This window comes from Streptomyces sp. NBC_00335, assembly GCF_036127095.1.
Classification (GTDB): domain Bacteria; phylum Actinomycetota; class Actinomycetes; order Streptomycetales; family Streptomycetaceae; genus Streptomyces.
Genome location: NZ_CP108006.1, coordinates 5,592,335 through 5,605,575 on the forward strand (window position 1 = coordinate 5,592,335; position 13,241 = coordinate 5,605,575).

General features: G+C 69.5%; 17 protein-coding genes. 5 read left to right on the forward strand and 12 right to left on the reverse strand.

Features of this window, described 5'->3' with window-relative positions; translation table 11 throughout:
• Positions 1 to 47: 47 nt before the first annotated feature.
• The 10 genes from OHA37_RS25170 to OHA37_RS25215 form a co-directional block, all read right to left on the reverse strand.
• Entirely contained in the window at positions 48 to 506 is a 459-nt protein-coding gene (locus OHA37_RS25170) for a DUF6197 family protein (RefSeq protein WP_266908751.1), read from the reverse strand.
• Positions 503 to 2,674 carry a type IV secretory system conjugative DNA transfer family protein gene (locus OHA37_RS25175; protein WP_266908752.1) on the reverse strand — a complete coding sequence of 724 codons (2,172 nt, stop codon included), beginning with the start codon at positions 2,672 to 2,674 and terminating at the stop codon, positions 503 to 505. The genes OHA37_RS25170 and OHA37_RS25175 overlap by 4 nt, the downstream gene beginning before the upstream one ends.
• A gap of 13 nt (positions 2,675 to 2,687) precedes the next feature.
• Positions 2,688 to 3,080 (reverse strand): hypothetical protein, encoded by a 393-nt coding sequence (locus OHA37_RS25180; RefSeq protein WP_266908754.1) that lies wholly within the window; start codon positions 3,078 to 3,080, stop codon positions 2,688 to 2,690.
• 8 nt (positions 3,081 to 3,088) lie between these two features.
• Positions 3,089 to 4,096 carry a hypothetical protein gene (locus OHA37_RS25185; protein ID WP_266908756.1) on the reverse strand — a complete coding sequence of 336 codons (1,008 nt, stop codon included), beginning with the start codon at positions 4,094 to 4,096 and terminating at the stop codon, positions 3,089 to 3,091.
• Between the two features lie 148 nt (positions 4,097 to 4,244).
• Entirely contained in the window at positions 4,245 to 4,460 is a 216-nt protein-coding gene (locus OHA37_RS25190; protein ID WP_244291186.1) for a hypothetical protein, read from the reverse strand.
• Between the two features lies 1 nt (position 4,461).
• A complete protein-coding gene (locus OHA37_RS25195; protein WP_266908759.1) occupies positions 4,462 to 5,082 on the reverse strand; it encodes a hypothetical protein in 621 nt (206 codons plus the stop codon).
• Positions 5,083 to 5,151: 69 nt separating this feature from the next.
• Positions 5,152 to 5,514: an RRQRL motif-containing zinc-binding protein gene (locus OHA37_RS25200; protein ID WP_266908761.1), complete on the reverse strand. Its 363-nt coding sequence runs from the start codon at positions 5,512 to 5,514 to the stop codon at positions 5,152 to 5,154.
• Positions 5,511 to 6,521 carry a DUF2637 domain-containing protein gene (locus OHA37_RS25205; RefSeq protein WP_266908763.1) on the reverse strand — a complete coding sequence of 337 codons (1,011 nt, stop codon included), beginning with the start codon at positions 6,519 to 6,521 and terminating at the stop codon, positions 5,511 to 5,513. The genes OHA37_RS25200 and OHA37_RS25205 overlap by 4 nt, the downstream gene beginning before the upstream one ends.
• Positions 6,518 to 6,853, reverse strand: a complete 336-nt coding sequence (locus OHA37_RS25210; protein WP_266908765.1) for a hypothetical protein — start codon at positions 6,851 to 6,853, stop codon at positions 6,518 to 6,520. The genes OHA37_RS25205 and OHA37_RS25210 overlap by 4 nt, the downstream gene beginning before the upstream one ends.
• Positions 6,850 to 7,119: a DUF6284 family protein gene (locus OHA37_RS25215; protein WP_266908767.1), complete on the reverse strand. Its 270-nt coding sequence runs from the start codon at positions 7,117 to 7,119 to the stop codon at positions 6,850 to 6,852. The genes OHA37_RS25210 and OHA37_RS25215 overlap by 4 nt, the downstream gene beginning before the upstream one ends.
• Before the next feature lie 500 nt (positions 7,120 to 7,619).
• Between OHA37_RS25215 and OHA37_RS25220 the strand changes: the two genes are divergently transcribed.
• Positions 7,620 to 8,486, forward strand: coding sequence for a GntR family transcriptional regulator (locus OHA37_RS25220; RefSeq protein WP_266908769.1), 867 nt, complete (start codon positions 7,620 to 7,622; stop codon positions 8,484 to 8,486).
• Positions 8,470 to 9,186 carry an HAD family hydrolase gene (locus OHA37_RS25225; protein ID WP_266908771.1) on the forward strand — a complete coding sequence of 239 codons (717 nt, stop codon included), beginning with the start codon at positions 8,470 to 8,472 and terminating at the stop codon, positions 9,184 to 9,186. The genes OHA37_RS25220 and OHA37_RS25225 overlap by 17 nt, the downstream gene beginning before the upstream one ends.
• Here the strand turns inward: OHA37_RS25225 and OHA37_RS25230 are convergent.
• Entirely contained in the window at positions 9,183 to 9,527 is a 345-nt protein-coding gene (locus OHA37_RS25230; RefSeq protein ID WP_443046213.1) for a hypothetical protein, read from the reverse strand. The genes OHA37_RS25225 and OHA37_RS25230 overlap by 4 nt on opposite strands.
• Before the next feature lie 289 nt (positions 9,528 to 9,816).
• On the opposite strand from OHA37_RS25230, the gene ettA reads away from it, so the two are divergent.
• From ettA to OHA37_RS25245, 3 genes are read left to right on the forward strand one after another with little or no spacing between them, the layout of a single operon-like run.
• A complete protein-coding gene (gene ettA / locus OHA37_RS25235; protein ID WP_266908775.1) occupies positions 9,817 to 11,481 on the forward strand; it encodes an energy-dependent translational throttle protein EttA in 1,665 nt (554 codons plus the stop codon).
• Positions 11,482 to 11,499: 18 nt separating this feature from the next.
• The gene (locus OHA37_RS25240) at positions 11,500 to 11,973 is read left to right on the forward strand and encodes an acyl-CoA thioesterase (RefSeq protein ID WP_266908777.1); all 474 of its coding nucleotides are present in this window, start codon (positions 11,500 to 11,502) and stop codon (positions 11,971 to 11,973) included.
• The gene (locus OHA37_RS25245; protein WP_266908779.1) at positions 11,970 to 12,683 is read left to right on the forward strand and encodes a hypothetical protein; all 714 of its coding nucleotides are present in this window, start codon (positions 11,970 to 11,972) and stop codon (positions 12,681 to 12,683) included. The genes OHA37_RS25240 and OHA37_RS25245 overlap by 4 nt, the downstream gene beginning before the upstream one ends.
• Before the next feature lie 52 nt (positions 12,684 to 12,735).
• Here the strand turns inward: OHA37_RS25245 and OHA37_RS25250 are convergent, their stop codons facing one another.
• On the reverse strand, positions 12,736 to 13,140 hold the full coding sequence (locus OHA37_RS25250) for a globin (protein WP_266908781.1): 405 nt from the start codon (positions 13,138 to 13,140) through the stop codon (positions 12,736 to 12,738).
• Between the last annotated feature and the right edge of the window lie 101 nt (positions 13,141 to 13,241).

Genomic DNA, 13,241 nt, shown 5'->3' on the forward strand with positions numbered 1-13,241 from the left:
GGGGCTGAGCTGAGACGGGTGTCGGCAGGCCTGCCGGATGCCGCCGGTCAGATGTTCATGTGGTGGGCGCGCCGGATGGCGGTCTCCCACACGCTGCGGACCTGCGCTCCGGTGTGGGAGTCGTTCCAGGCCGGGATCGCCTCCCACCCCTTGCCGTGCTGCTGGCGGGCTTCGTCCAGGAGGAGGTTGCCCGCGTCGCGGTAGGCGTCGTTGCGGGCGCCGGCCGCTGCGCGCAGGGCGCCGATGGAGCAGCGGGCGCCTTCGGGGTGGATGAGCCTGCCCTTGGCCCAGCCGTGGTCGTCGAGGAAGGCCAGAGCGTCGGTGAGGGTCTTCTCGACGGCACCGGGCCGATGTACCGGCGGGGCGGCCAGGACGAAGGAGACCGGGGCCGGAGCGGCGGGGGCCGCCTGGGCGACGGGTTCCGGCGCGGGGTCAAGCAGCGCGAAGGCCTTCGCGTACAGGTCGGGGTCGATGTGGGTGAAGTCGGTATCGGTGCAGGTGTTCATGCTGCTGACCTCCACAGTCCGTTCTCGTTGGTGACTTCGTCCCGCTTCTTCAGCTCGGTCAGGCGGGGCTTGATGTGGTTCACGGGCGTGCCCAGCTTTCGGGCGATGGTCTCCACGGTCATGGGCATGTTCCCGTTCCGAAGGAGTGCGAGGATGCGCGGCTTGATCGGCTCCAGTCCTTCCGAGCCCGCAGGGCTTGCAGGGCCGGTGGAGCCCTGTTGGGGGCGCTGCTGGGGCTGCGCGGTCGGTCCCTGCTGTGTCCTGTGCAGGAGGTCGGTGAGGCTGCCGACGAGGTTCTTGCCGCGCTGGTCGACGAGCGGGGTCTGCGCGATCACCTCGCGATGACGCCAGGCTTCGCAGTCCTCGACGGCGACGGGGGTCAGGCCGGCGGCGAGGGCCACGGGCGCGACGTCCAGGTGCAGGGAGCGGAACTGGACGGCCTGGCTTCCGGGGGTGAGGAGGTAGCCGAGCCCGAACGTGCCGTCCTCCGGCCGGGCGGACGCTGTGGTGTCCAGGCCGCTCATGTCCCGGTCGGCGACCTTCTGGGCCTGGCCGGGCCAGGAGTCGGGGATCATCGACAGGTCGATGCCCTCCGCGCCCTGGACCGCGTTCGCGCCGACCAAAGAACCCTGGCCCTTCGCGCAGCGCAGGAACACGGCGCCGCCGCCGATCAGGAGCTGGGAGCGGATGATCGAGGAGTTGCCGAGGTCTTCGGCGAGCGGGGTCTGGGTGGCCAGGACCACGCCGATGCCCCGCTTCAGGGCCCGGCGGGTGAGCTGCTCGACGATCGCTTTGGCCTCCGCGTGGTACGGGGAGGAGACCGACAGCAGCATGTGGGCTTCGTCGATGATGAACGTGATCAGCGGGTCGGTGAAGGGGAAGGACGGGGAGCGGTAGCGGGCCTCGCGGTCGAGCATCATCGCGTAGGCCAGGCGCAGAGCGCCCATCGCCTCGTCCAGCCCGTCGCCGCAGTACGCGGTCAGACTGGCTCCGGCGATGGTGCCGGCCTGCGGGGAGGCCAGGATCACCGCGATGCGGGACTTGAGGGCGGAGAGCAGGATCTGCTCCAGGACTCCGGACTTCCCGGAGCGGGACCCGCCGACGAGGTACAGGTGGCGGGCGCCGGAGCCGGGCTGCGCGAGGGGGACCAGGGCGGCGTTGGCGTCGATGTAGGTGCCCAGGCGGACGTATCCGCGCGAGTCCATGGCCAGCTCGTCCACCACGTCGGAGAGCATCGTGCCGTGCATCAGCGCGTGCTCCTTCATCACGCGCACCCCCATCTGCGAGGGCCTGTCGGCGGGAGCTAGAGCGACCTGGATCGTCTCCAGGTTCAGGTTCCCCGCGAGGTCCTGCAGGTTGACGGTCCCGATTGCCTTGCGGTCGCGGGTGGCGATCCCTTCCCAGTCCAGCGGGCCGTCGTAGCGGGTCAGGGTCAGGGTGGTGCCGGGCATCGCGCCGTCCGGGATCGCGACGTACGTGGCCCACACCTGCTCGGGCGTCGTCGGGGCGCCGGCCGCGATCTCCGGCTGCGCCGCCGCCTTCATGAGGTGCACAAGGACGGGCAGCGCGTTGGGCGCGTAGTGCTTGGGGTCACCCATCTCCACCTGCGAGATGGGAACCCCGTAGACGGAGGCGATGTCGGCCGCCTTCACCCGGACCTGCTGCCCCTGGGGCAGCGTGATGACCCCGGTGAAGGCAACGTGGTCGTCCCCGACGTCGAGACTGAGCTGTGCGAGCTCGGCGCCGGCCTGGATGAGTTTGCGGCCCTCGGTCTGGGTCGGACCGGAGATGAACTCCTTCCAGTAGGCAGTGATGATCTGCGCCTGCGAACTCTGCCCCGCCGAGGTCGTCGTGGCGGGGAGCGCGGAGAGCTGGCCGGCGGTGTTGCGGTGGTGGGCCAGGGCGGCTGCTCCGGCCGGGACGGCGAGCCCGAGGGCGAACAGCGGGTTCATGCCCGCGGCGAGGACTTGGTGGGCGGCGATGCCGCAGCCGGTGCCGGTGAACCCGCACGCGATCAGGGAACGCAGAGCGGGAGCGGAGGTGTTGATGGCCCAGGCTCCCGCTCCGGCCGCTGCGGCGGCGAGTGCGGACCAGGGGCCGGCGGCGGCTGCTGCCAGCGCGAGGGCGGCGGGCGCGTACTGGATGAACTGTGCTCGGGTCGGCCCCATGGTCCGGTTCTCCTTACTGCTGGGCGTAGAAGGTCGCTTCGGCCATCTCGACGGGGGAGGTGTCCACGGCGTCCGCGATGCCTCCGTGGTCGGACTCGACGGTGGTCTTCGCGTCGTCGGCGGCCGCGGCCGCGCTGTCGGCCGCGGAGTTGTACTCGCCGGCCGCTTCCTTGGCGCCGGTCATGGTCAGGGCGGCGTCCGCGAACTCGGCGGTGGTCGCGTCGTCGACGGCGAGTGCCTTCATCGTTTCGGAGGCGTCCTGCATCTGTTCCGCGGTCTCGTCGACGTCGGCGGCGAGCTTGGTGACGGTCTCGCCGTGGACGTGGACCTGGTGGGTGAGCCAGGCGAGCTTGGTACGCAGCAGCGCGTAGGTGGCGGCGTCCTTGAGGGATTCGGTGGCAGACATGCGGTCTCCTATCGGGCGTTGTAGAAGTCGCGCTCGGCGGGCTTGGTCAGCGGGGAGTCGGCGACCGCGCGGAAGATGCCGCCGTGGCGGACCTCGGCGTTCTGGGAGGCGGTCCGGCAGGCTTCCTCGCCGCCCTGGATCTGGTCGTGGAACTTCTTGGCGGCGGCGGCCTGGAGGTCGAGCTGCTCCTTGAGGTGCTCGCACTTGCCGATGAGGTTCGCGCCGACTCCCTTCTCGGTGATCTCGGCGATCAGCACGTCGCAGTCCGCGGCGAGCTCCGTGGACTCGTCCACGAGCTCCAGGGCGGACTCCGCGCTGGACTGGCACAGGGTGGCGGCGCCTTCGGCGAGGTCGATGACCTGGGTGAGGTTGATGACCTCGCCGCTGCTGTAGGTGCGGGACTTTCCCGCGGCGGTGGTGACGTGGACGCCCTTGGTGTCGACGGTCGCGGTGTGCGGGGTGGGCGGGTTGGGCTGCATCGCGGGGTCCTTCCGGATGTGGTCGGGGAGCGTGACGGTCGGAGGCGGCGGCACGGTGCCGGGCGGCGGGATCGTCGGACCCGGCGCGGACGTCGGAGGAGCGGACGGCGGCGGCGGTGCCGGGGGCGTGGTCGGCTTCGGCGGCGTAGTGGCTGTGCTGGGCTTCGGCGGCGGGGCCGTCGCCGTCGGGGGCGTGGTGGGCTTCGGCGGGATGGTGGCCCCCGACAGGGGCCCAAAGGATCCCGAAGGAGCCGCACCGGAAGACGAACCGGAAGGAGTGGGTTTCGGCTTCTTCAGGTAGGCGGAGCGCCACCCGTCGCGCAGACCCCCGGCCCAGTGGGCTCCCGCGAGGAGCCCGTAATGCGTTTTCGCCGCCGCGTTGTAGGAGGCGTTTCGGAAGGTGTCCGGCGCCTTGGTCGGCTCCCATTTGGATTTCGACTTCGGCGAGGGTTTCTTGATTCCCGCCTTCTCGTATTTGTCGTGCGTGTTGTCGACGCCCACGAGGTACGTGATGGCGAGGAGTATGAGGAGTTCCACGAGCCTCCCTCGGTGACACTGCGTAGCTGTGAGCGGTTACCGGTTACCGGTTACAGCCCCTGTGGACGCCGGTTCGGGGCCCCTGGGTCGGGGTCGAGGTGGTGTCTGGGGCCTGTAACCGGTAACCGGTAACCGTGCGGCTGGTTGCCTAGCGTGACGTTCCGACGTTGCTGACGGTGGTGTTCGCGGTGTTGAAGACCGATTCGAGGGTGCCTCGGATCTCGTCGCTGAACGGCGTGTACGGCAGGAAGATCCCGGAGACGATCAGCATCACGCAGATCGCCATCTGCTTTCCCTTGGTCTTCTTGAAGGTGAAGAAGAGGGCCCAGCAGAACAGTGCGAGAGCGAAGAACTGGAGCGTCATTTCATGCACCCTTCTCGAAGGTGAATCCCTTGTTGTTCGCGGAGACGGCAGCGCTGGAACCGGAGGAAGCGGCGGACACGGAGAGCTTCTTGTAGGCGAAGAGGCCACCGCCGCCGACGAGGGCAACCCACAGCCAGGGGCTGGAGGTGATGTCGCCGCCGGACTCGGTGGTGGCCTCCTGCTTCTTGGGGGCCGCACCGCTGAGGGTCGGGGCGGCGCACGAGGCGATCCTTGAGACGTCGTAGGAGGAGGCCTTGGCTACCGCTGCCGCCCGGATCTTCATGCACTCCAGGTAGACGGTCATCTCCCGCTCGTAGAGCGTCTTCGCCGCCGCTTCCTCGGCCTGGGCCCGCTGCTTGTCGGCCTCGACCTCGACCAGGGCGTTCGTGGCCTTCTCCCGGGCACGGGCACTGTCCTGGGCGGCCTGGTCGCTCTGCATGCTGGTGACGGCCACGACCGTGCCGCACACGGCGAGGACGGCGATCGTGCCGCACACGGCGAGCGCGGCGGTGTTGCGGCGGACCCCGCCGAGCTTGACGGAGAACTTGGACGACGTGCTGGGCTTCTCAGCGGTCTCGGGGTTCATGCGGGTGAACTCCTCGTCCCAGTCGATTGCTGACACGGTGGTTCCTCCTTCCAGTGCTGTGTGGGTGTGGTCGGTGAAGCCCGCCCCCGGTAAGCCGGGGGCGGTTCAGGCGGCGTGCTGTTCATCGGGGTAGGCGCAGGGGACGCACATGCCGAGCGATGCCGGGATGACGTATCCGGCGTCACGCGAGCAGGCGGGGCAGGTCCGGCGGGCCGTGTTCGCCTTCGCCAGAGCGGCGGCCTTGGCCGGTGTCATCGGGCGGACCGGGCGGGCCAGCTCTATCCGGTAGAGGAAGGCGACTAGCGGGCCGCGCCGGTAGCGGGGGCGCTCCACCTGAGCGACGACGTCCTGCCCGCCGGGCCGGAGGCCGGCGGCGCGGAGCTGGCGGCGGGTGGCCAGGCCGTCCGGGGCCAGGCGCCAGGAGTAGATGGGCAGGGTCGCTGCCGCACTGAGCGGGGTCGGCCTCACGACGTGGCCACTTCAAGAGCCTGGACGGTGGGGCTGTTCGCGTCGCGCAGTTCCTGGTAGCGGCCGGAGGCCCAGCCGACGGACCAGCCAGTCAGCTCCGCGGCCACCCGCACGGGGAATCCCGCGTCGAACGCGGCCCGAACGGTGGCGAGGGCCTGGCCTTCCTTCAGCTTCTCGGCCGGGGGTCCGGCGGCGAGGAGAGCGGCACGTTCACGCTGGACCCGCTCCTGTTCACGGAGCTGTTCACGGCGTTCACGCTCAGCCCGGTCTCGGGCCTCCGCCTCGCGCTTCTGCGCAGCCCTGCGTTCAAGCTGTTCACGCTCGATCCGCTGCTGTTCACGCTCGTGTTCACGACGTTCACGGGCCTCGCGCTCCACCCGCTCGGCAGCTTCGGCCTGCGCCAGGTTCTCGCGGCGGATCTGGTCCTGCCGGTCGGCTTCCTCGCGGACCAACCGGGCTTCGTGTTCACGCTGTTCACGGGCGATCGCGGCTTCGTGCTCGCGCTGTTCACGCTCGGCCCGCAGCCGGTTCTCCTCCCGCTCCGCCGCGGCCCGGTCCCGGGCATCCTGCTCCGCCCGCTTGCGGGCTTCCACGGCGAGGACGGCGGCGGTCAGGGCCCGCCGGTAGGCGAGCCCTGCCTCCGCGGTGACGATAAGGAGGAGGGGTGCGACGGAGTGGACGGCGACCCCGACCATGTCCCCGGCCAGCGCGGATACGCCGATGTTCAGGGCGAGGGTCATGGTGCCGGTCATCCACCGCAGCGCGACGGGCCAGGCGCCGCCGTGCCCGCCGAGACGGGCCAGGACGGAGTCGAGGCGGACCACGATGACCACGGCCGCATCCACGACGAGCGGCAGGATCGGTGCCGTCCACCGCCACTCGGGCTGGGTGTGTGCGGCCATGAGCGGGGTGACAGTGAGGACGGAGTAGAGCATCGCTCCACCGACGATCAGCCACGTCCCGAACGAGAGCGCGCGCTCGGATGAACGGATCTGAACGCTGTTCACGATGCGGCCCCCACCCATGAACGCGCATCGTCGACCGTGGGGATCCTGGTGTAGCCGACCAGCTTCAGGCGTGCGCCGGCGTGGTCGACCTCCGTCTCCAGCCGGTGCGTACGGCCACCGTTCTGAACATCGTGGCTCACGCTCTCGGGGGCGATATCGAGAGCTTCGCGCCATGACTCGAAGGCGGCGAGGTCGTCGTGGAAGGCGAGCTCCAGTCGATCCGGCCAGATCGTGGTCACCCGTACGCAGGGGGCCGGCAGGTGAGGGAACTCGGCGGCGAAGATGCGCAGGACCCTCAGGGGTGCGTCCAGCGAGGCGAGGGTGGCGTTCATGCGGCACCGCCCGGCATGCTCGCGGCGGCGGCCTGGTTGGTCAGCGTCCGCCGCACGGTCAGCGCCTTGCGGCGGGCCCGGCGGATCCGCCGCTCGTCCAGCTCGGAAGGTGTACGGTCCAGCACGGCGATCTCCGCGTCGAGCAGGTCGACCTCCGCCAGGATCAGCGGCAACTCGAACTCGATCGAATCCAGCTCCGCGTCCGACGGCTCCAAGCCATCCGACCACGGGGTAACAACGTTGTGAAGTGCAGCGATGGACTTCATGGGTCTTGCTCCTTCTACCGAGGAACGGGACTCAGCAGCCCCCGGCGTTCGAGCGCCAGGGGCTGCACTTCGTTGGGGGTGGAGCGGTCGTGCTCGGCTCCCTGCGACCCCGCCCGTCCGACGCCGAAGCGCCGCATGGGCGGAGGAGGCAACCGGCCGTAGCGAACTACGGCGGTGCTGAGCTGTGGTGTCTCTTTCGGGGACGCGGCTGCCGGTTCAAGGAACAGCTCGCTAGGGCCCCGCTCTAGGCAGAGACCAGACCTTTCGGTCTGCCGTACGGACTGACCAGGGCCGCAAGCGGCTGTCCGCCATCCTCAGCCCGCTCTATCCCGGGCCCCTGTCCCCTGAGCTGCACCGATGCGAGGCACAGCTCTCCCGTTCAGCCTGACTTACTTGGCTAGCCCGGTGGGCATGAGGAAAACATAGCCAGCTTGGCTAGTCACGTCAACATGTGGCTATCCAGGCTGCTCAAATAGTCAGGTTGGCCGTAGCATCAGCTCATGACGTTTGCGCTTGAAGCCCTGGACCCGGACGACGACCGGCCCCCGTACGAGCAGGTGGCGCGCAGCCTCGGGGCTGCGATCAGGACGAGGAAGCTCGCACCAGGCGAGAAGCTCCCGTCTCACAAGATGCTGACCGATCACTACGGCTTCGCTCGGGCGACCATCCAGCGGGCGCTGCGCGACCTCGAAGACGAGGGCCTCGTTGTCTCGCGCAAGGGGAGCGGGGTCTTCGTCCGGAACCGGACCGAGCGGCCGGCGGGTCTGCGGCCCTACGTCGAGCAGGCCTTCGCCAGTCGGAACGTGACGATCGACTTCGCGGGCTTCTCTAGCGAGACGCTGCACGGCGCGCTGCAAGAGCCGCTGGATAAAATCCGCATCGGGCGCCTCACACCTGCGAGCATCCGGATGCGCATCCTCGTGCCCGACATGGCAGTGCCGCAGGCTGCTCCTGTGCGGCGAGAGGACTGCGGGGACGACCCCCGGATCCGTGCTCGCATGCACGACATCATGGTCGGCTACACGCGGAGCATCTCGGATGCCATAAGCGAACTCAGCCACCTTGGCCTCGTCCAGGAGAGCAGCGTCAGCGTCCGCGTCCACAGCGGGACGCAGTTCTTCAAGCTCTATGTGATCAACAACCAGGACGCCTTCTTCGGCTACTACCCGATCCGGCCCAACAAAGTGGTCGCTCAGGGTGAGCCCATCGAGATCTTCGACCTCGTGGGCAAGGACACGATCCTCTTCCACCACTCGCTCAATGACGGAGACTCCTCCGGCGGCGCGCAGCAGGTCGAACAGGCCCGTATGTGGTTCGACAGCATTTGGGACACGATCGCGAGGGACGCCGATGCAGGAACTCTCTGAGGCCCTGGCCGAGGTGCTCGCTGCCTCCCGTGCTGTCCTCTTCGACTTCGACGGACCGATCTGTGACGTGTTCCGTGGGCTGCCGGCTCCTGGTGTCGCAAAGGAGCTAGCGGACCTCGTAGCCCTTCACGACCCGCAGCTCGGGGAGCGGGCTCGCGGGACGGACGACCCCATGGAAGTGCACCGGATCTCCGTGGAGGGTGGGCCGTCGCTGCTCGGCGTCGTGGAGGACGCTCTCACCGCCGCAGAACTCCGGGCGGTCAAGGTGGCCGGCGCACCCGTGGCGGGGGCCGTCCAGGCGCTTCGGGCGGCTCGTGGCGCGAAATGGCGCGTCGCAGTGGTGAGCAACAACTCTGCCGAGTGCGTGAGGGCGTTTCTGGCGTCCAACGGCATCGCGGATGCAGTGGACGAGGTGATCGGGCGCCCCAGGCTCCGACCGGACCTCATGAAGCCGGCGCCTTACCCGCTCCTGACCGCGGCGAAGACCCTGGGTGTCGATCCCGCAGAAACGGTCCTCATCGGGGACGCGGTGACCGACGTCGCGGCCGCCAAGGCGGCCGCCGCACGGAGCATTGGCTTCGCCAACAAGCCGCCGAAGCGGTCGACCCTGGCTAACGCCGGGGCCGACGTCGTCGTTCTCGACATGTGGGTCGTGGCGGATGCCTTGGCCTTGAGGGGGCCCGAGGATCGCCAGGACTAGCTGGCGTCGTTCTCCGCGTGCACCCACGCCAGCTGCGCATCGCTAAGCGGGGGGGCGAACCCTTCGGGGAACATCAGCATGAGCGGCTGCGGCCACATGTTCTCCGGCCCGTGCTCCGCACAGTGCAGGGCGACCAGATGAGGTCCTTCCCCGCAGGACTCGTGCCAATAGGGCCGGTCATGCGCCTGGCAGAAGTACCCGAACCTCACACAGTCGTCCTCGTCGGTCGGCTCGTAGAAGCCGGGATCGCAGACGATGCTGGTCACCCGCTCCTGCCGGTTGAACCGGGGGATGGGCCGGGGGTCACACCACAGCAGTCGGGGAGGGAGCACGCGCCCCATCCTGCCCCGAGGTCGCCCCCTCGGGGCATCGGATTGTTGGCCACTCCCGAATCTTGGGGGCGCTCACCTGCAAGAACGGATCCCACGACGACTGCCGCCGGGCCGTCCCTGGGCCGTCGGAGGGGGCCCAGGGACGGCCAAGGACGACCAATGACGGCCACGACCGTCAGGTGCCCCTCCGGTCGGTGCCCAGGTCAGGGCGCCGGGACCATACGGGTTTCCCCCGAGGGATGGACGTCAGGCAAGATGGGGTGTATCTGCCCACCATCGATCTGCCGGACGGTTTCTCTTGGCTGAGTTCATCTACACCATGCGCAAGACGCGCAAGGCGCACGGCGACAAGGTGATTCTTGATGACGTCACCCTGAACTTCCTGCCCGGCGCGAAGATCGGTGTGGTCGGCCCGAACGGCGCCGGTAAGTCCACCGTCCTCAAGATCATGGCGGGGCTGGAGCAGCCGTCCAACGGCGAGGCCTACCTGTCTCCCGGCTTCACCGTCGGCATCCTCATGCAGGAGCCGAAGCTCGACGAGTCCAAGACGGTCCTGGAGAACGTCCAGGACGGCGCGGCCGACATCATGGCCAAGCTGAAGCGCTTCAACGAGGTCGCCGAGGAAATGGCGACCGACTACACCGACGCGCTGCTGGACGAGATGGGCAAGCTCCAGGAAGTCCTGGACCACGCCAACGCCTGGGACCTCGACGCCCAGCTGGAGCAGGCCATGGACGCCCTGGGCTGCCCGCCCGGCGACTGGCCCGTCACCAACCTCTCCGGTGGCGAGAAGCGCCGCGTCGCGCTCTGCAAGCTGCTGATCGAGGCCCCGGACCTGCTCCTCCTCGACGAGCCCACCAACCACCTCGACGCCGAGTCGGTGAACTGGCTGGAGCAGCACCTTTCGCAGTACAAGGGTGCCGTCGTCGCCGTCACCCACGACCGGTACTTCCTGAACAACGTCGCCGAGTGGATCCTCGAACTCGACCGCGGCCGCGCCCACCCGTACGAGGGCAACTACTCCACCTACCTGGAGAAGAAGGCCACCCGTCTCAAGGTCGAGGGCCGCAAGGACGAGAAGCGCCAGAAGCGCCTCAAGGAAGAGCTCGAGTGGGTGCGGTCCAACGCCAAGGGGCGTCAGACCAAGTCCAAGGCCCGCCTCGCCCGCTACGAGGAGATGGCCGCCGAGGCGGACAAGATGCGGAAGCTGGACTTCGAGGAGATCCAGATCCCGCCGGGCCCGCGTCTGGGCTCGATCGTGGTCGAGGTCAACAACCTCAACAAGGCGTTCGGTGACAAGGTCCTGGTCGACGACCTGTCCTTCACGCTGCCGCGCAACGGCATCGTCGGCATCATCGGCCCGAACGGCGCCGGCAAGACCACGCTCTTCAAGATGCTCCTGGGTCTGGAGGAGCCGGACTCCGGTTCCGTCAAGATCGGCGAGACCGTCAAGATCTCGTACGTCGACCAGAGCCGCGCCAACATCGACCCCAAGAAGTCCCTCTGGGCCGTCGTGTCGGACGAGCTGGACTACATCAACGTCGGCCAGGTCGAGATGCCGTCGCGCGCGTACGTCAGCGCCTTCGGCTTCAAGGGTCCGGACCAGCAGAAGGCCGCCGGCATCCTCTCCGGTGGTGAGCGCAACCGCCTGAACCTGGCGCTGACGCTCAAGGAGGGCGGCAACCTGCTGCTCCTCGACGAGCCCACCAACGACCTCGACGTCGAGACCCTGTCCTCGCTCGAGAACGCGCTCCTGGAGTTCCCGGGTGCGGCCGTGGTCATCTCGCACGACCGCTGGTTCCTGGACCGAGTCGCCACGCACATCCTGGCGTACGAGGGCGAGTCCAAGTGGTACTGGTTCGAGGGCAACTTCGAGTCGTACGAGAAGAACAAGGTCGAGCGGCTCGGCGCGGACGCGACCCGTCCGCACCGTGCCACCTACAAGAAGCTCACCCGAGGCTGAGGGCCGAGGAAACGGGCCATGGCCAGACACCACTACCGATGCCCCCTCCGCTGGGCGGACATGGATGCCTTCGGGCACGTCAACAACGTCGTCTTCCTCCGCTATCTGGAGGAGGCGCGGATCGACTTCATGTTCCGCCTCGCGCCGGGGGAGGGCAGTGAGTCCTTCACGGGCGGTTCCGTCGTGGCCCGTCACGAGATCGACTACAAGCTGCCCCTCGTGCACCGTCACGAGCCGGTGCTCATCGAGTCCTGGGTGACCCGGATAGGCGCCGCGTCCCTGACCATCCGCTACGAGGTCAAGGACGAGGCGACCGAGGACGGGCCCGAGACGGTGTACGTGCGCGCCGAGACCGTGGTCGTGCCCTACAACCTCGCTGAGGGGCGGCCCCGCCGCATCACGGCCGAGGAGAAGCTCTTCCTCCAGGAGTACCTGGACGAGCCGAAGGCACAGCCGAAGACCGGTGCCCCTGCCGGGGGCATCGCGGCATGAACGAGCAGCTGCACTTCGCCGACTCCGGGGAGGCGGCGGACCTCGCCGCCTTCCTGGGCCGGCTGGTGCACTACGACCGCGCCGCCGCCGTCCGCCTGCAGGCGCAGGCCGGCGGCGGTGCGCTCGCCGTCTTCGGACGGCCGCCGTCCTTCGACGTCCTGGCCGTCCGCACGGTGCGGCTCGCCGCGCCCCTCTCCGCTCCGCTCGACCTGACCGTCTCGGCCGGGGAGCTGCTGGAGTCCGTGGACGAGGGCGAGCGGGCCGGCGCCGCCGTCCCGGCGGCCGTCACCGGACCGCCCTGGGCGGGCGTGCTGCCGCCCCGCGGCGGCTGGACCCCGGTGGCCGGGCTGCCCGGCCCCGAGGCGATGGCCAAGGCCCTGGCCGCCGCCGTCGCCGAATTCCGGGCCCGCGACGAGGCCCTGCCCCCGCAGCACCGGACCCGCTCCGAGCGCGACCGCATCGGCCGCGAGATCTGGTCCCGCACGCTGGGGGACACCGAACTTCCGCTGCGCGCCGTGCACGCCGCGCAGTCCCTGGGCTTCCTGCGGCCCGTACGGTCCACCGTGCCCGCCGTGCCTGCCGGGACCGGCGCCCCCGAGCCCGTGGCCCTGTTCGCCTCCGGCGGCTGGCTGCGGCTTCGCACCCCGTACGGGTCCGTGGCCACGCGCCGCCCGGGCGGCCTCGGCACCCTGCTCGTCCGGCCGGTCTAGCCGGCCGCGCCGTACGGGGACCCGCGCGCGGGATCCCGTACGGGGCCGGGGGCTAGCCCGCGGTGTTGATCATCGACGCGGCGGCGTACGTCAGGTACCGCCACAGCTGCGCCTCGTGCTCCGGCGCGAGGGCGAGCTCGTCCACCGCCACCCGCATGTGCTTCAGCCACGCGTCGTGCGCGGCGGCGTCCACCTGGAAGGGCGCGTGCCGCATGCGCAGGCGCGGGTGGCCGCGGTTCTCGCTGTAGGTGTTCGGGCCGCCCCAGTACTGCATCAGGAACAGCGCGAACCGCTCCTCGGCGGGCCCGAGGTCCCCCTCCGGGTACATCGGGCGCAGCAACGGGTCCTCGGCGACGCCCTGGTAGAAGCGGTGGACCAGACGGCGGAAGGTGTCCTCGCCGCCCACCAGTTCGTAGAAGGTCTGCTCCTGGACCGTGCCCCGCGGAATCTCATTCACCCGACCATCGTCTCAGACGCCCGGACGGAGGACCCCGGTCCCAGGTCGTCCGGGTCCCGCGGACACCGCCCGGGTGTCCGCGGCGCGGTCGCACGCGGACG